11 protein-coding genes are annotated in these 16,872 nt (G+C 72.7%); 10 read left to right on the top strand and 1 reads right to left on the bottom strand.

Features of this window, described 5'->3' with window-relative positions; genetic code table 11:
• Window positions 1-607: 607 nt before the first annotated feature.
• The 3 genes from M1L60_RS15275 (at window position 608) to M1L60_RS15265 (ending at window position 5,217) form a co-directional block, all read left to right on the top strand.
• Window positions 608-802 (top strand): hypothetical protein, encoded by a 195-nt coding sequence (locus tag M1L60_RS15275; protein ID WP_097318386.1) that lies wholly within the window; start codon window positions 608-610, stop codon window positions 800-802.
• A gap of 215 nt (window positions 803-1,017) precedes the next feature.
• A complete protein-coding gene (gene smc / locus M1L60_RS15270) occupies window positions 1,018-4,599 on the top strand; it encodes a chromosome segregation protein SMC (RefSeq protein ID WP_253238077.1) in 3,582 nt (1,193 codons plus the stop codon).
• A 6-nt stretch (window positions 4,600-4,605) separates the two neighbouring features.
• On the top strand, window positions 4,606-5,217 hold the full coding sequence (locus tag M1L60_RS15265; protein WP_253238076.1) for an HAD family hydrolase: 612 nt from the start codon (window positions 4,606-4,608) through the stop codon (window positions 5,215-5,217).
• Here the strand turns inward: M1L60_RS15265 and M1L60_RS15260 are convergent.
• Complete coding sequence (locus M1L60_RS15260; protein WP_253238075.1) at window positions 5,214-6,884, bottom strand: alkaline phosphatase D family protein; 1,671 nt, start codon at window positions 6,882-6,884, stop codon at window positions 5,214-5,216. The two genes, M1L60_RS15265 and M1L60_RS15260, sit on opposite strands and share 4 nt — an antisense overlap.
• Before the next feature lie 145 nt (window positions 6,885-7,029).
• On the opposite strand from M1L60_RS15260, the gene ftsY reads away from it, so the two are divergent.
• The 7 genes from ftsY (at window position 7,030) to M1L60_RS15225 (ending at window position 16,761) form a co-directional block, all read left to right on the top strand.
• Entirely contained in the window at window positions 7,030-8,220 is a 1,191-nt protein-coding gene (ftsY, locus tag M1L60_RS15255; protein WP_253238074.1) for a signal recognition particle-docking protein FtsY, read from the top strand.
• Window positions 8,221-8,259: 39 nt separating this feature from the next.
• Window positions 8,260-9,051: an aminoglycoside phosphotransferase family protein gene (locus M1L60_RS15250; protein WP_253238073.1), complete on the top strand. Its 792-nt coding sequence runs from the start codon at window positions 8,260-8,262 to the stop codon at window positions 9,049-9,051.
• A 173-nt stretch (window positions 9,052-9,224) separates the two neighbouring features.
• A complete protein-coding gene (locus M1L60_RS15245; RefSeq protein ID WP_308208488.1) occupies window positions 9,225-10,592 on the top strand; it encodes an ammonium transporter in 1,368 nt (455 codons plus the stop codon).
• 35 nt (window positions 10,593-10,627) lie between these two features.
• Window positions 10,628-10,966: a P-II family nitrogen regulator gene (locus tag M1L60_RS15240; RefSeq protein WP_221376040.1), complete on the top strand. Its 339-nt coding sequence runs from the start codon at window positions 10,628-10,630 to the stop codon at window positions 10,964-10,966.
• Window positions 10,967-10,978: 12 nt separating this feature from the next.
• Window positions 10,979-13,246, top strand: coding sequence for a [protein-PII] uridylyltransferase (locus M1L60_RS15235; protein WP_253238071.1), 2,268 nt, complete (start codon window positions 10,979-10,981; stop codon window positions 13,244-13,246).
• Window positions 13,247-13,289: 43 nt separating this feature from the next.
• Window positions 13,290-15,710: a glycosyltransferase family A protein gene (locus M1L60_RS15230; RefSeq protein ID WP_253238070.1), complete on the top strand. Its 2,421-nt coding sequence runs from the start codon at window positions 13,290-13,292 to the stop codon at window positions 15,708-15,710.
• Between the two features lie 37 nt (window positions 15,711-15,747).
• A complete protein-coding gene (locus tag M1L60_RS15225) occupies window positions 15,748-16,761 on the top strand; it encodes a class I SAM-dependent methyltransferase (RefSeq protein WP_253238069.1) in 1,014 nt (337 codons plus the stop codon).
• Window positions 16,762-16,872: the final 111 nt, after the last annotated feature.

Raw genomic sequence — 16,872 nt, 5'->3', positions numbered from 1 at the left:
ACGCAACATTTACCCGATTTGCCGCCCTATTTGTCCGTTTAGGCCGGATCTCCTGCTCTCGCGGTTGGTCGTGTTGGGCGGCTGCCTGTGGACAACTCGGGGTGGATCTTGTTCGGCGGGCTACGGTTCGGCCACCACCTCCCCCTCCCATGAGGGTGGGCCGTGGGGCCGGCTGCGGGTGGGTCGTGTGGCGGCGCCCGGGGCTCGCGTGGCGTTCAAGATCGTCATGAGGCGTGCCAACTTCGGCCGGGTTTCCGGCGTCCTCCGGGGCCGACCGGCCGCTCGCTTCCGCTGTCAAGAGGCTGTTTGGCCTGATGACGGCCCTGAGGGTGGCATGATTCACTGCTTCGCCACGGCCGGACGCCGCCCCAGCGCTTGACGGAAACTGGGTATCGGCGGACTATGGAGGAGTCGCCAGTCGCGCCTACTCGTGCCCGGTTCCAGTTGGGTTCGAGCTAATCAGCACCTTGAGTTTACTTTCCTAGGGTGCATGATTCTGTGCCCAAGCGTGCCCTTGAGCATAGTTCTGCGTGTCTGTGCGCGCGTTGGTCGGCCTCTCCGGCAACGCTTTCCATAAAGAAGAAGCAGTGCTTCTCAAGGAGTCACCATGGCGAAGGCCCTCTTTGGCCACGTAGGCGCGGCGCCCGATCGGCGCCTGCTCGACGAGGTCACCCGTCTGCGTTCCAGGGTGCAGTCCCTGGAGTTCGAGGTCACCCGCTTGCGGGCGGAAAACGATCGCTTGGCCGCGGCTGCCGCCGAGGCTGACGATTTCGCGCGGCTGACCGAGCCCGCTCTGACCTGAGTTCCGTCCGGCCGCCTCGACACGGTGGCGGCCACTGCAATCCCCTCGGACCAAACGAAGCACCAAAGACGCACCCCGAAATCGCGCGCCTCCACTCCGTGGCGGCGCGCATCTTTTTGTCCGGTTTCGGGGCGCGCGGAGCGGCGATTACGGCCGCCGGTGCATGCCGGGGGTAGTCTGCGCCGAAGCAGAAGACGACCGACCCCCGGAGATCCGTGCACCTCAAGAGCCTGACGGTCAAGGGCTTCAAGTCCTTCGCCTCCGCGACGACGCTGCGGCTGGAGCCGGGCATCACCTGTGTGGTGGGCCCCAACGGCTCCGGCAAGTCCAACGTCGTCGACGCCATCGCCTGGGTTCTCGGCGAGCAGGGGGCCAAGGCCCTGCGCGGCGGCAAGATGGAGGACGTCATCTTCGCCGGCACGTCGGGCCGGGCGCCGCTGGGCCGGGCCGAGGTGACGCTCACGATCGACAACAACGACGGCGCCCTGCCGATCGAGTACACCGAGGTGTCGATCACCCGCCGCATGTTCCGTGACGGCGCCAGCGAGTACGAGATCAACGGGAACGCCTGCCGGCTGCTCGACATCCAGGAGCTGCTGAGCGACTCCGGCATCGGCCGCGAGATGCACATCATCGTCGGCCAGGGCCGGCTCGACGCCATGCTGCACGCCAAGCCGGAGGATCGCCGGGCCTTCATCGAGGAGGCGGCCGGCGTACTGAAGCATCGCAAGCGGAAAGAAAAAGCGATCCGCAAGCTGGACGCGATGCAGGTCAACCTCAACCGTCTCACCGACCTCACGGCCGAGCTGCGGCGCCAGCTCAAGCCGCTCGGCAAGCAGGCCGAGGTGGCCCGGCGCGCGGCCGGCATCCAGGCCGACCTGCGCGACGCCCGGCTCCGGCTGCTCGCCGACGACCTGCACACGCTGCGCACCACCCTCGACAAAGAGATCGCCGACGAGTCGGCCATGCGCGACCGCCGGGGCCAGGTCGAGGACGAGAACCGCGAGGTCCAGCGGCACCTGGCCGACCTCGAGCTGGCCCACGCCGAGGACGCGCCGCTGCTGCAGGCCGCCCAGGACACCTGGTACAAGCTGTCGGCGCTGCAGGAACGCTTCCGCTCGACCGAGCAGCTGGCCGCCGAGCGGCAGCGCCACCTGGCCGCCACACCCGACGAGGAACGGCCCGGCCGCGACCCCGACCAGCTCGTGGCCGAGTCGGAGCGGGTGCGCGAGCAGGAGGAAGAGCTCCGCGAGGCGCTCACCGACGACCAGATGCGCCTGGCCGAGGCGATCGAGCACCGCCAGGAGCTGGAGCGTCAGCTGGCCGGGGCCGAGGGCGCACTGCGGACGGCGGCCAAGGCGATCGCCGACCGCCGTGAGGGCCTGGCCAAGCTGACCGGCAACGTCAACGCGGCTCGGGCCCGCACCGAGGGCGCGACCGACGAGATCGAGCGCCTCGCCGCCGCCCACACCGACGCGATGATGCGGGCCGAGACCGCGCAGGGCGAGGTGGACGCCGTCGCGGCCGAGTCGTCCGAGGCCGACCGGGGCAACGTCGAGCTCGACGAGCGGCACGCCGAGGCGGTCGAGGAGCACGACCGGGCGGCCGCGGTCGTCAAGGAGCTGTCCGACGCCGAGCGCGCGGCCGAGAAGGACGCGGCCAGCTGGAAGGCCCGCGAGGAGGCGCTCGCCCTCGGCCTCAAGCGCAAGGACGGCGCCGGGGCGCTGCTGGCCAGGGCGGGCGAGGTGCCCGGACTGCTGGGCAGCCTGGCCTCGATGCTCACCGTGCAGCCCGGACACGAGGCGGCGCTGGCCGCGGCGCTGGGTTCGCTGGCCGACGCGGTGGCGCTGTCCGGCGTGGACGAGGCCGTCGAGGCCATGCGCACGCTCAAGATCGCCGACGCCGGGCGGGCCGCGCTGGTCGTGGCCTCGCCGGCCGGGCCGGGCATGCAGGGGTCGCTCGACGCGCTGCGCCCCGCGCTGCCCGCGGGGGCCGTGTGGGCGCCCGACGTGATCGGCTGCCCGGACGACGTGCGCCCGGCCCTCAACCGGGCGCTGCGGGACGTCGTACTGGTGCCGGACCACGCGGCCGCGGTCGCGCTGATCGGATCGAACTCGGAACTGCGCGCGGTCACTCCCGACGGGGACGTGCTGGGGGCGTACGCCGCCGCGGGTGGTTCGGGCAAGGCCACCAGCTACATCGAGGTGCAGGCGGCGGTCGACGAGGCCCGGTCCAAGCGGACCGGCGCCGAGCAGTCGATCGTGGAGCTCAAGGACCAGCTGGCCCAGGCCCGGGCCGAGGTGGCCAAGCACAAGGAAGCCGTCAACGTCACGGCCGCGGCCAAGCGGGCCGCCGAGGGCGAGCGCAACGCGGCCGCCCGCCGGCTGGCCGAGCTGGGTGCGGCGGCCCGGTCGGCCAAGGCCGAGACCGAGCGGCTGGGCGCGGCCCGGCAGAAGGCCGAGTCGGCCCGCGAGGCCGACCTGATGCGGGTGGCCGAGCTGGAGGAGCGGCTGCGCCTGGCCGAGGCCACCCCGATCGACGAGGAACCGTCCACCGAGGAACGGGACACGCTGGCCGCCCTCGTGCCGCAGGCCCGGCAGAACGAGATGGAGGTCCGGCTCGCCGTTCGTACGGCCGAGGAACGGGTCGCCTCGATCGCCGGGCGGGCCGATTCGCTGCTGCGTCAGGCCAACGCCGAACGACAGGCCCGGGAGCGGGCGGCGGCTCGTCGCGCGGCCCGGGCCCGGGGCGCCGAGATCGCCCGGGCGGTCGCACTGGGTGCGGCGGCCGCACTGGCCCGCGTACGGGTGTCTCTGGTGGCCGCAGTTGAGGTCCGCGACGAGCTGGCCCAGGCCCGCACGTTGCGCGAGGCCGAGCTGCAAGAGGTCCGGGCCGGGGCGAAGCGGCTGGTCAGCGAGCTGGAACGGCTCACCAGCGAGGTCCACCGGGACGAGGTGGCCCGGGCCGAGCAGCGGATGCGCATCGAGCAGCTCGAGGCCAAGGCGGCCGAGGACTTCTCGCTCGACGTCGACACGCTGATCACCGAGTACGGCCCCGAGCAGCCGGTGCCGCCCACGCAGGCCGAGGTGGCGCAGGCCGAGAAGGACGGCAAGCCGGTGCCCGAGCCGGTCCCGTTCCACCGGCCGACCCAGGAGAAGCGGGGCAACAAGGCGGAACGCGACCTGGCCCTGCTGGGCAAGGTCAACCCGCTCGCGCTGGAGGAGTTCGCGGCCCTCGAGGAGCGCTTCAAGTTCCTCAGCGACCAGCTCGAAGACCTCAAGGCCACCCGCAAAGACCTGCTCACCGTGGTCAAGGATGTCGACGACCGGATCCTCGAGGTGTTCGCGTCGGCGTTCGAGGACACGGCCCGCGAGTTCGAGCTCGTCTTCCAGGTGCTGTTCCCGGGCGGCGAGGGCCGATTGGTGCTGACCGACCCCGAGGACATGCTGACCACCGGCGTCGAGGTCGAGGCCCGCCCGCCCGGCAAGAAGATCAAGCGGCTGTCGCTGCTGTCCGGTGGCGAGCGCTCGCTGACCGCGGTGGCCATGCTGTGCGCGATCTTCCGGGCCCGCCCCTCGCCCTTCTACATCATGGACGAGGTCGAGGCCGCCCTCGACGACGTCAACCTGGGCCGGTTGATTACGCTCTTCGCGCAGCTGCGGGAGAAGAGCCAGCTTTTGATCATCACGCACCAGAAGCGCACCATGGAGGTAGCCGACGCCCTGTACGGCGTCACCATGCGCGCCGGTGTCACCCAGGTGATCAGCCAGCGGCTCAAGCACGACCCAGAGGAGTAACCCCGAATGACGCGCGACCGCGCCCAGGCCCTGCTCATCGACCTGGACGGCGTGCTGCGCCGCTGGGACCCGGCCCCGATGATCGCCGTCGAGGTCGAGAACGGCCTGAAGCCGGCCGCCCTGCTCGAGACGGCGATGTCGTGGGACATCTACCGCCCCGCGATGGCCGGCGAGATCACCGACGCCGAGTGGATGAAGCTGGTCGCCGACCGCCTTCCCCTGGAACCCGAGGTGGCCGCGGCAGCCGTCGCGCAGTGGCAGTCGTACCGGGGCGAGCCCGACCCCGAGGTGCTGGCGTTCGTCCGCGAGGTGCGGGCGGCCGGCCGCAAGGTCGGCCTGGCCACCAACGCCACCGACCGCCTGCGCGCCGATCTCGACACGCTGGGCCTGGCCGACGAGGTCGACGTGGTGGTCAGCTCGTGGGAGATCAAGACCCACAAGCCGGCCCCCGAGTTCTTCGAGAAGGCCTGCGACCTGATCGGCTTCCCCCCGAAGCTCGTGCTCTTCATCGACGACGACGACCGCGCCGTCCGCGGCGCCCGCGCCGCCGGCCTCTCGGCCTACCGCTGGTCCGGCCCACAGCACCTCGACTACCTGCGCAAGGCCCTCGACCTCTAGCGGGGGTAGGGGACCTCCGCGACCTGGAACAGGTTGCCGTCTTTGTCGGTTCCCTCGACCTTGGCGGTGGCCTGTGGGCCGGTCAGGAGCAGGGTGCTGATGGCGTTGCCGAAGTAGGGGCCGGCCAGGCGCTTCCAGCGCCAGGCGGGGCGGCGGACGCCGGCCGAGCGGGCGATGCCCTGGACGCCGCGGGCGGCCGCGCGGGACCAGCTGAAGCGCATCAGGGGGCGCATGAAGGCCGGCACCTGGTTGTGGACGGGGGAGCAGGTCAGCTGCATGACGGGGGTGGCCATCAGGGTGCCGAAGTCGGCCTCGGCCACGTACGAATGGTGGACGTCGCCGGAGAGGACGCTGATCGAGGCGGGGGCCGCGTAGGCCCCGCCCGCGCCGACCCGGTGACCGGGGGAACCCGTGCCGCCCTCGCCGAGGCGGCGGAACAGTTCGCCCAGGGCGTTGAACGAGCGGCTGAACGCGGCCCAGTGTTCCAGGTCGACGGCCCGGCGCAGCTTCTCGGCGGTCCGGGCCACCCAGGGGCGGTTGGAGGCGGCCGTGCTCTCGTTCCACGCCTCCAGGTAGTGGATGGCCGGCGGCATCAGCCAGGGCAGCGAGCTGCCGACGACCAGGTGGTCGTAGTCGCCGTGGGCCTGGTCGACGAACCAGTTCCACTCGGCGGCGGGCAGCATCTCGCGGCGGTCGGGGGTGAGCACGCGGCTGCAGCGGTTGTCGAGCATGACCAGGCGGGTGCGGCCGATGTCGAGGGCGTAGCTCCACTGGTAGACCTGCTCGGCCGTGTCGACCGTGCGGCCGAACTCGTGCAGCAGGTCGGTGGCGTCGTCGACCGTCGTCACCTTCTGGAACAGCGGGTCGGTGGCCAGCTCGTCGGGGCTCATGTTGCCGAGGTGCTGATAGACCCAGTACGAGGCCAGGCCGCCGGTGATGCGCTCTTCCCACCAACTCTGCTGGTTCATGTCCTGGCGCCACGACTCGGAGGTGTTCCAGTCGTCGATCATCTCGTGGTCGTCGAAGATCATGACCGTCGGCACGGTGGCGAACAGCCAGCGCACCTCGGGGTCGCGCCACGACTCCAGGTAGAGCTTCGTGTACTCCTCGAACGTGACCACCTGGTCGGTCGGGCCGTCGTGACCGGCGGCGCGGCGGCGGCGCAGGAAGCGGCGCACCTTGGCCGAGGTGTTGTCGGCGTAGACCTGGTCGCCCAGCAGCACGATCACGTCGGGCCGCAGCTCGGGGTTCTGCGGGTCGGCCATCAGGCGCCGGGCGTACGCGTCGAGGGCGTCGGGCGGCAGCCTGCGGGTGGTGGCGCTGGGCGTCGCCTCCCGGCACGACCCGAAGATCATCCGTACGGGGGTCTCGGCGTCCGCGGCCGGCCGGGTGTGGATCGAGGGCGGCGGGTAGCTCGACTCGGTGCTCGGCCACACCTGGCGGTCGTCGAGCAGCACCTTGTACGTGCTCGAGGCGCCCCGCCGCAGGCCCTCGACCACGACCAGGGCGTAATGATGCCCGTACGCCGCGAAGGTCGGCGCCGAGCCCGCGCCCCCGCCCTCGGCCTCGACGTGCACGTAGGCCGGCTCGGAGGTCTCGACCCAGATCGTGGCGCGGTCACCGACCACCCGCCGCAGCAGGGGGCCGACGAGCAGGTGAGCGGTCACTGGGCGTACGCCGGGGTCTGACGCATGGGAGAGCCTCCACGCTGATGTTTGTTGAGGGGCGCTCCATCCTCCGTCACATGTGCCGCAGGTCGCCACTCCACGGCCGACGCCACACGCAGCCGGGCCATCTGTCAGGATTTCGGCTATGGAATACGTGGTCGCCGCAGTCATCCTGCTCGTCGTCCTGCTGGCCGGCGCGATCGGCCTGGTGGTGCCGCGCATGCGCCGCCGTGAGCTGCCGCCGTCGTCGACCGGTGGCGACACGGCGACCCTGGAGCGGCCGTCCGCGGCGGAGCCCGGGGTCGAGACGCCGCCCCTGGTCGTCCCGGCCGAGGCCGACGAGGGCCTGCCGCCGCTCATCGTCGAGGAGAAGCCGGCCGAGAAGGCCCCCGAGCTCGATCGGCCCGAGCCCACGGCCGGTCGCCTGGTGCGCCTGCGGGCCCGCCTGGCCCGCTCGCAGAACGTGTTCGGCAAGGGTCTGCTCAGCGTGCTCTCCCGCGACCACCTCGACGAGGACGCCTGGGAAGAGATCGAGGACAGCCTGATCAGCGCCGACGTCGGGGTCGAGGCGACCCAGGTCATCGTCGGGCGGCTGCGCGAGCGGGTCCGGGTGCTCGGCTCCCGCACCGTGGCCGAGGTGCGCGAGCAGCTGGCCGAGGAACTCGTCTCGGCGCTGGAGCCCGAGATGGACCGCACCCTCAGGACCACCCCGCACGACGGCCGGCCCGCGGTGATGCTGGTGGTCGGGGTGAACGGCGCCGGCAAGACCACGACCTGCGGGAAGATCGGCCGGGTGCTGATCGCGGACGGGCGTACGGTGCTCTTCGGCGCGGCCGACACGTTCCGCGCGGCCGCCGCCGACCAGATCCAGACCTGGGGCGAGCGGGTCGGCGCCGAGACCGTGCGCGGGCCCGAGGGCGGCGACCCCGCCAGCGTCGCGTTCGACGCGGTCAAGCGGGGCATCGACACCGGCATCGACACCGTGATCGTCGACACCGCGGGCCGCCTGCAGAACAAGGTGGGCCTGATGGACGAGCTGGGCAAGGTCAAGCGGGTCGTCGAGAAGCACGGCCCGGTCGACGAGACGCTGCTCATCCTGGACGCCACGACCGGCCAGAACGGCCTCGAGCAGGCCCGCGTGTTCACCGAGGTGGTGGACGTGACCGGCGTCGTGCTGACCAAGCTCGACGGCACCGCCAAGGGGGGAATCGTCATCGCCGTGCAGCGCAAGCTGGGCATTCCCGTCAAGCTGGTGGGGCTGGGCGAGGGCCCGGACGACCTGGCCCCGTTCGAGCCGGCCGCGTTCGTCGAGGCTCTGCTTGGCAGTGCCGCGTAATCTCGAAGTTCGAGCGAAGTAGTAGGGGGAGGTGTTGACGTGACTCAGGAGCGGGAGGTTCCGCTGCACGGCGGGAACGTCAGCACCGTCTCCAAGGTCGGCGACACCGTGCGGCGCAACTCCGGGCCGTGGACGCCGGCCGTGCACGGCCTGCTCAACCACCTCGAGCGGGTCGGTTTCACCGGCTCGCCGCGGGCTCTGGGCATGGACGACAAGGGCCGCGAGGTGCTCTCCTACCTCGACGGCGAGTGCGGCGAGTACCCGCTGGCCCCGCACTGGGTTACCGAGGAGGCCCTGGTCACGGTAGCCACCATGCTGCGGATGTTCCACGACGCGCAGTACGGCTTCGTGCCCCCGCCGGGCGCGGTCTGGCGCTCGTTCGGCCCGCCGCCGCCCGACACCGAGGTGATCTGCCACCACGACGCCGCCCCGCACAACGTGGTCTGGCGGCCCGACGGCACCCTGGCGCTGATCGACTTCGACCTGGCCTCGCCCGGCGCGCGCATCTACGACGTGGCCTACGCGGCGTGGACCTGGGTGCCCCTGTTCAGCGACCGGGACTCGTACACCCTGGGCTGGAAGAGGCCGAACCGGCCGCGCCGCCTGCGGCTGTTCGCCGACGCCTACGGCCTGATCCCGCGCGACCGGCACCGGCTGGTGCGCACGATCCGCAAGCGCATCGTCGACCACGTCGAGGGCATCCGGCGGATGGCGGCGGCCGGCGACCCCGCGTTCGTTCGCATTGTTCACAAGGGTCATCTACGTCGGCCGATGCGTGACCTCAGGTTGCTCGACTACGAGCGGCACACCCTGGAGTACGCCCTCCGCTGAGCGGGGGCTTGTGAGAGTTTCTTCACACGTACGAAACAGTCCGTCACGCGCTGGAAATCGCGCGTAGACCGTGCGTGAAACCTCGGAGCGGAAGTCTCTCGTCACGAAACCGGCCGACCGGCGATGCCGCCCTTGGCTGCGTGTGAGACACCTTCATTCCGAGAGGAGGCAGCGTGGAGATCGACACCGGCAATACCGCTTGGTTGCTCCTGTCGTCTGCGCTCGTTTTGCTCATGACTCCGGGTCTGGCGCTGTTCTACGGTGGCCTCAACCGGTCCAAGGGCGTTCTGAACATGATGCTGATGAGCTTCTCCGCCATCGGCCTCATCTCGATCCTGTGGGCCCTCTACGGGTTCTCGCTCGCCTTCAGCCCCAACGGCTCCGAGGGCCTCAACAACATCATCGGCAACTGGGGTTACGCCGGCACCAGCACCAGCTGGGTCGGTGACATGTGGGGCGAGACCGGCATCCCCACCTATGTCTTCATGGCCTTCCAGATGATGTTCGCCATCATCACGGTCGCCCTGATCAGCGGCGCCGTCAGCGACCGCTTCAAGTTCGCCGGCTGGGTGCTGTTCGCGTTCGGCTGGTTCACCCTGGTCTACGTGCCTGTGGCCCACTGGGTCTGGGGCGGCGGCTTCATCGGCGCCCAGATCAAGGCGCTCGACTTCGCCGGTGGCACCGCGGTGCACATCAACGCCGGCGCCGCGGCCCTCGCGCTGGCGCTGATCCTCGGCAAGCGCATCGGCTGGCCGCGCGAGAACATGCGCCCGCACAACGTGCCGTTCGTGGCCCTGGGCGCCGGCCTGCTGTGGTTCGGCTGGTTCGGCTTCAACGCCGGTTCCGAGCTGACCGTCGACAGCACCACGGCTGTCGCGTTCGTCAACACGCAGCTCGCCACCGCGGCCGCCGTGGTCGGCTGGCTCGTGGTCGAGTGGATCCGGGACCGCAAGCCCACCCTGGTCGGCGGTTCCTCCGGCGCCATCGCCGGTCTGGTCGCGATCACCCCGGCCTGTGGCTTCATCGCCCCGCTGCCGGCCGTGCTGCTCGGCCTCATCGCCGGTGCGGTCTGCGCCCTGGCCGTGGGCCTGAAGTACAAGTTCGGCTACGACGACTCGCTCGACGTGGTCGGCGTGCACTTCGTCGGCGGCTGGATCGGCTCGCTGTTCATCGGCCTGTTCGCCACCACCGACGTCAACGGTGCGATCACCGACGTGCTCGGCGCGTCCGAGGGCCTGTTCTACGGCGGCGGCGCGACCCAGCTCGGCCGCCAGTTCGCCGGCAGCCTGATCGTCACGGTCTACTCGTTCGCCATCGCCGCGGTGCTCGCCCTGATCCTCAAGGCCGTCAAGCTCGGCCGGGTCAGCGAGGAGGCCGAGGTCGGCGGCATCGACATCGCCGACCACGGCGAGTCCGGCTACGACATCACCCCGGCCGGCGGTTCCGGCGGGGGCGGCGCGTTCGCCATGGCCGGCCTCAAGCCCGGCGCGGGGGTGGACGCGGACGGCAAGGCCGACGTCAGCCAGAAAGTCGCCGGTTAGATAGCCCCATGACTGCACCGATGGAAGGACTGAGCATGAAGCTGGTGACCGCGGTCATCAAGCCGTACCAGCTCGACGCGGTGAAGGAGGCTCTGCACGCCTTGGGCGTCAGCGGCCTGACCGTGAGCGAGGTACAGGGCTACGGGCGGCAGAAGGGCCACACCGAGGTGTACCGGGGAGCCGAGTACACGGTGGAGTTCCTGCCGAAGATCAAGGTCGAGGTGGTGACCGACGAGATCGACGTCGACAAGATCGTCGACGCGGTCGTCACGGCGGCCAAGACCGGCAAGATCGGTGACGGGAAGGTCTGGGTCACGTCGGTCGACGACGTCATCCGGGTCCGGACCGGCGAGCGCGGCCTCGACGCGCTCTGATCTGAACCGCATATGACACGCATGCCCAGCGAGCCGCCGGCCCCACCCCAGGTGCCGGTCGGCGGTTCGCTGGACAAGCTCCGTGAGCACATCGGCGCCGCCGCCCGCGACGAACGGGCCGCGGCGCTGAGCACCTGGCTGCGTGGGATGTTCCCCAGCCACCTGCCCGGGGTCAGCCTGGTCGCCGTCGGCGGCCTGGGCCGGCGCGAATGCGCCCCGTACAGCGACCTCGACCTCGTGCTGCTGCACAACGGCGCGGCCGGCATCGACCGGATCGCGGCCGCCCTCTGGTACCCGATCTGGGACGCCCGGCTCGGCCTCGACCACTCCGTGCGGACTCTGCCCGAGGCGCTCTCGGTCGCGCACGACGACGCGAAAGTCTCCCTCGGCCTGCTCGACGCCCGCCACGTGGCCGGCGACGCGGCCTTGACCAGCGAGCTCGTGACGGCGGCGGGCGACCAATGGCGGCGCACCGCGGTGCGGTTGCTGCCCCAACTCAAAGAGCTGACCACGGCCCGCTGGGCGGCCAACGGCGAGCTGGCCTTCCTGCTCGAGGGCGACCTCAAGGAGGCGGCCGGCGGGCTGCGCGACGTCACCCTGCTGCGGGCCATCGGCCGGGCCGGGGTGGCCGACACGATGCGGCCCGCGGTGCGCGCGGCCAACCTGCGGCTGCTGGACACCCGTGACGCGCTGCACCTGGCCGTCGGGCGCCGGATCGACCGGCTCGTGGCCCAGGAACGGGCCGCGGTGGCCGAGCTGCTCGACCTCGACGACGGGGACGCGCTGCTGCGCCGGGTCGCGGGGGACGCCCGTACGGTGGCCCATGCTCTCGACGACGCCTGGCGGGCCACCGACCGGCTGCGCAGCGGACGCCGCCGGGGCCTGCCGGCCGGGGCGCCGTCCCGCCGCCCGGTCGCGCGCGACGTGGTCGAGCAGGACGGTGAACTCGTGCTGGCCCGGACGGCGATCGGTCCCGTCCCCGACCCCAGCCTGTCCTTGCGGGTGGCCGCCGCGGCCGCCGTCACCCAACTGCCGATCGCGCGGGCCACCAGCGAGTGGCTGGCCGCGTTCTGCCCGCCGCTGCCCACCCCGTGGCCGCCCGCGGCCCGGGCCGCGCTGGTGTCGCTGCTCGGCTCCGGGGCCGGCCTGCTGCCGACCTGGGAGACCTGCGACCGGTACGGGCTGATCGACGCCTGGCTGCCGGAGTGGGCCCGGATGCGGAGCCTGCCCCAGCACCACCCCATCCACCGCTTTACCCTGGACCGGCACCTGGTGCAGGCCGCGTACGAGGCCACCGCCCACACCCGAGCGGTCGAGCGGCCCGACCTGCTGCTGATCGGCGCCTTCCTGCACGACGTGGGCAAGGGCCTGCCAGGTGACCACAGCATCGTCGGCGCCCCGATCGCCGCCGCCATCGCGACCCGGATCGGGCTGCCCCCGGCCGACGTGGCCACGATCGAGAAGATGGTCCGGCTGCACCTGCTGCTGCCCGACGTGGCCACCCGCCGCGACCTGAGCGACCCGATGACCATCTCGAGCGTGGCCGAGGCGGTCGGCGACAGCACCACCCTCGACCTGCTGCACGCGCTGGCCCGGGCCGACTCGCAAGCCACCGGCCCGGCCGCCTGGTCCGACTGGAAGGGCCGGCTCATGCAGGAGCTGGTCGGCCGGGTGCACACCGCGCTCGACTCGGGCGAGCTGCCCGAACCGCCGGCGCCCGACCCCGAGCTGCTGGAAGGCGGCTTGCCCGCCGTGCACCTGGACGGCGACCGGCTGGCCGTGGCCGCGGCCGACCGCCGGGGGCTGCTCGGTGCGGTGGCGGCCTGCCTGGCCATGCACCGGCTGGACGTGGTGGGCGCGAACGCGAGCACGGTGGACGGCCGGGCCATCGTCGAGTTCTTCACCCAGCCCCGCTACGGCACCCCCTACGACCCGGTGGCGCTCGCGGCCGACCTGCGGCGGGTGGCGGCCGGGGACGTGTCGGTGACCCAGCGCGTACGGGCCCGGGCGATGAGCGCCCGCGGCGGCACTGCCTCGCCCCGCGTGGTGTGGCAGCGCGACGTGGCGACCGACGCTGCCGTGCTCGAGCTGCGCGCGGCCGACTCGCCAGGCCTGCTCTACCGGGTGGCGACGGCGCTCGACGAGGCCGGGGCCGAGGTCCGCGCGGCCCGCATCTCGACCCTGGGCGGCGACGTCGTGGACGCGTTCTACCTGGTCGGGGCCTGGGCCGAGGCAACCCAGCGGGACCGGGTGACGGCGGCCGTGCTGGCCGCGGTCTGAAGATCGACGTCACCGTACGACCCGCGGGCGCGTTGACCGGGGCATGTCCGCTCCCCGTGCCGGCCTGCTCGATGATCATGTCGTGGCGGGCGGGCCCCGCTTCCGCCTCGCGCTGACCGCGACCGCCGCCCGCAACCGGTCGGCCGACGCCCGCGCCCTGCTGGCCCGGGCCGCCCTGGGCGAGCACGGCTCCCTCGACCAGCTGCTCGAAGCGGCGCGGGCCGGGGACCGGCGCTGGCTGCGCCGCCGGCGCCGCCGGATCGACCCCGGCCTGGTCGCCGCGCTGGCCCACACCCTCGGGCTGCAGGAGGAGACGGACGACGCGCTCGCGCTGTTCGAGCTGACCCGGCGGGCCTGCGGGGCGCGGGCCTTGTCACCGACCCATCAGGCCTTGCACGCACAGCTCGCGCTGGCCGTCGAGGGCCCGGCCCGAGCGCGCAAGCTGATGCGCCGCTATCTGCGGATCGGCGAGGGAGTTCGGGCCGGGCTGCGGGCCGACCTGCTCAACCCGTTCACCGGGCCGCGGCCGCTGGGCCCGTGGCGGGCCGCCATGCGGACGCTGGTGCCCGGCCTCGACGTGACCGAGGGCGACGGCGTGCCGTTCGACCGGCTGACCGCGGCCGCGCCCGCGCGGGTGGACGACTCGCACCGGGTCTCGGTGATCGTCACCGCCTACCGCCCGGACCGCGGGCTGATCACCGCGGTGCGCTCGATCCTGGCCCAGAGCTGGGCCAACACCGAAGTGATCATCGTCGACGACGCCTCGCCGCCGGAGTTCGAGCCGGTGCTGCGGGAGGCGGTCGCGCTCGGCGACCGGATCAAGCTGATCCGGATGCCCGTCAACGTGGGCACGTACGCGGCCCGCAACGCCGGCCTGGACGCGGCCGGCGGCGAGTTCGCGACGTTCCAGGACTCCGACGACTGGTCGCACCCGCGCCGGGTCGAGGCCCAGGTGCGGCCCCTGCTCGACGACCGGCGGCTGGTCGCCACCACCTCGGACGGGCTGGCCGTGACCGACCAGCTGCTGTGCACCCGGCCCGGCGTGCGCAGCGGGCGCTTCAACCCGTCGTCGCTGCTGCTGCGGCGCAGTGCCGTGCTGCGGACGGCCGGCTACTTCGACCGGCTGCGCAAGGCCGCCGACTCCGAGTACATCGGACGGATCCAGGCCGCGTTCGGGGCCGGGCGGGTACGCCACCTCGACTCGCCGCCGCTGGCGCTGATCCGGTTGTCGGCCGGGTCGCTGTCGCGGTCCGAGATCCGGGCCCACTGGATGCACCCGGCCCGCACCGCCTACATGTCGGCCTATCAGCGGCACCACCAGGTGATCGCGGCCCGGCAGGCCGGCGCGTACCGGCCCGCGGACGGGGCCGACCGGCCCTTCCCGGCCCCCGACCACCTGCTCGGCACCGTGCGGGACCGGGCCTACGACGTGCTGCTGGTGGCCGACTGGCGCTTCCTGGAGAGCACGCAGCGGACGGCCGTGGACGAGCTGCGGGCGCTGAGCTCGGCCGGGCTGCGGGTGGCGGTGGCCCAGCTCGACTCGTACCGGGCGCTCGAGGCGCGGCGGATGCCGTTCGCGGGGCCGGTGCAGGACCTGGTCAACTCGGGGGCGGTGGACCGGGTGGCGTTGGAGGACCGGGTCGAGGTGGCGCTGCTGGTGGTGCGGCAAGCGGCAGTTCTGCAATTCACCGGGGGGCTGTCGAGCGGTGTACGGGCTACTCGCGCCCTCGTGGTGGCCGACCGCGCGCCCGTACGCTCCGACGGCAGCGACCAGCGTTACGAGCCGGTGACGTGCACGGATGCGGTGCGGCGGCTGTTCGGGGCCGAACCGACGTGGGTGCCCGGCGATGCGGGGGTGCGGGCTGCCCTGCGTACGGTGGAGAACCTGGATCCGGACGACCTGCCGATCACCCTGATCACCACCGGTTGGACAGCCGACCGCACGGCGGGCACCGCCGTGGTCGGCACCGACCTGTGCGACGCCGCCAACTGGCCCCCGGACGTGACCGACAGCCTGGCCGTGTGCCGCCGGCTGCCCGACGCCGACGTCCGGGTGCGGCTGCCCGACCGCCCGGCCGGCTCGTGCGACGTCGCGATCGGGCCGACCTGGCTCGCCTACCAGGCCGCCGACCTCGGACCGAGGCCGTTCCTGCACCAGCTCGACTTCTATCTGCACTTCCCGCCGCGGGAGTCGGCCGAGTGGTACTCGCGCCCGGCCCTGGAGGCCGCGGCGATGGGCTGCGTGGTCGTGATGCCCCCGCGCTACCGGCCGTTCTACGGCGACGCGGCCGTCTATTGCGCCCGCAGCGAGGCGGATGCGTTGATCGCGCGCTACCGGGCCGACCCGGCACTGTTCGCCGAGCGGAGCCGGCGGGCCCGGGCGGCGGTCGCGGCCGCGCACGACCCGGCCCGGTTCGTCGAGCGGATCATGGGCCGGCTGCCCGCATTGCTGACGATCCCGTAACGGCCCGGGTCGGTCCAGCGTTGAGGTCGGTGTGCGCATGACCAGGTTCCTGAGGACCACCCGCACCGTCGTCCGGCGGCTGCGCGGGGCGTCCCGCCGTCAGCTGGCCGGCCTGGTGATCGGCCTGCTGGTGGCCGCGGGCGTGGCCGTCTCGTCCGGGGCGGGGCAGGCCGCGCTGGCCACCGGCCTGCTCGCGCTGCTGCTGGCGGCCGTGCTGGCCGGGGTGATCCACCTGTCCCGGCGGATGGCCCGGCTGCACCGCTCGAACCAGGAGGCCGTCCGCGAGCTGCGGGGCACGGTCGACCAGTTGCAGCGGCGGGTGATCGCGGCGGTCGAGAAGGAACGGCTCGCGGCCGGCGACCGCCACCTGGAGCTGACCGAGGCACTGGCCCGCACCGAACGGCTCACCGCCCGCGGGGCCGAGGTGCTGCTGCACGAGCAGAGCCGCGAGATCGAGGCCATGTTCCAGCTGTTCCGCGCGGTCACCCCGCGGGCGCCGATGCCGGCCGGGGGCGTGCTGCACCCGACCGACCTGCTGGGGCTGGTGCACCTCGCGCGCGAGCGCCGGCCCGGGCTGACGGTGACGCTGGGCTGCGGGCCGTCGACGGTCTGGCTGGGCTACGCGGTCGGGGTGAGCGGGGGCCGGCTGGTCGCCGTGGAGCACGACGAGAACCGGGCCATCCGGGTACGGGCGAAGGTGGCCGAGCACGGGCTGTCCGGGGTCGAGGTGCGGCACGTGCCGCTGGCCGAGCTGTCGGTCGACGGCCGCAGCGCCGACTGGTACGACGTGGACGCGCTGGACGGGCTCAGCGACATCGACCTGCTGCTGGTGGATGGGACGCTGACCCCGGCCGCAACCGACCCGCTGGCGCCCGCGCTGCACGTGCTGGGCCGCCGCCTGGCCCCGGCCGCGGCGGTCGTGGTCGACGACGAGCCGGCCCGGGTCGCGCCCCGGCAGGGCGGTGGGTTCGGGCTCACCGTGCGGCGAAGGCTGCCGGGCCGGTGGACCGCGCTGACCCACCCGCAGGCCACGGCTTCGACGGTGGGGTAGGAACACCGCTGCCCCGTCGCGGGGGACGACGGGGCAGCGGTACGCGGGATGGGGGAGATGGAGCGTCCCGCTTCCGGAGCGGCGGGGGCCGCTCCGAGTCTGTTCTGTGTG

It is taken from the genome of Paractinoplanes aksuensis (genome assembly GCF_024137025.1).
Lineage (GTDB): Bacteria > Actinomycetota > Actinomycetes > Mycobacteriales > Micromonosporaceae > Actinoplanes > Actinoplanes aksuensis.
Note: the sequence above shows the minus strand (reverse complement) of the source record. Positions and strands in the feature narration are given on the sequence as shown.

Coding starts and splice junctions, on each gene's coding strand:
- M1L60_RS15275 (WP_097318386.1), top strand. CDS start 608: ATGGCGAAGGCCCTCTTTGGCCACGTAGGCGCGGCGCCCGATCGGCGC.
- M1L60_RS15265 (WP_253238076.1), top strand. CDS start 4,606: ATGACGCGCGACCGCGCCCAGGCCCTGCTCATCGACCTGGACGGCGTG.
- ftsY (WP_253238074.1), top strand. CDS start 7,030: ATGGAATACGTGGTCGCCGCAGTCATCCTGCTCGTCGTCCTGCTGGCC.
- M1L60_RS15240 (WP_221376040.1), top strand. CDS start 10,628: ATGAAGCTGGTGACCGCGGTCATCAAGCCGTACCAGCTCGACGCGGTG.
- M1L60_RS15235 (WP_253238071.1), top strand. CDS start 10,979: ATGACACGCATGCCCAGCGAGCCGCCGGCCCCACCCCAGGTGCCGGTC.
- M1L60_RS15230 (WP_253238070.1), top strand. CDS start 13,290: ATGTCCGCTCCCCGTGCCGGCCTGCTCGATGATCATGTCGTGGCGGGC.
- M1L60_RS15225 (WP_253238069.1), top strand. CDS start 15,748: ATGACCAGGTTCCTGAGGACCACCCGCACCGTCGTCCGGCGGCTGCGC.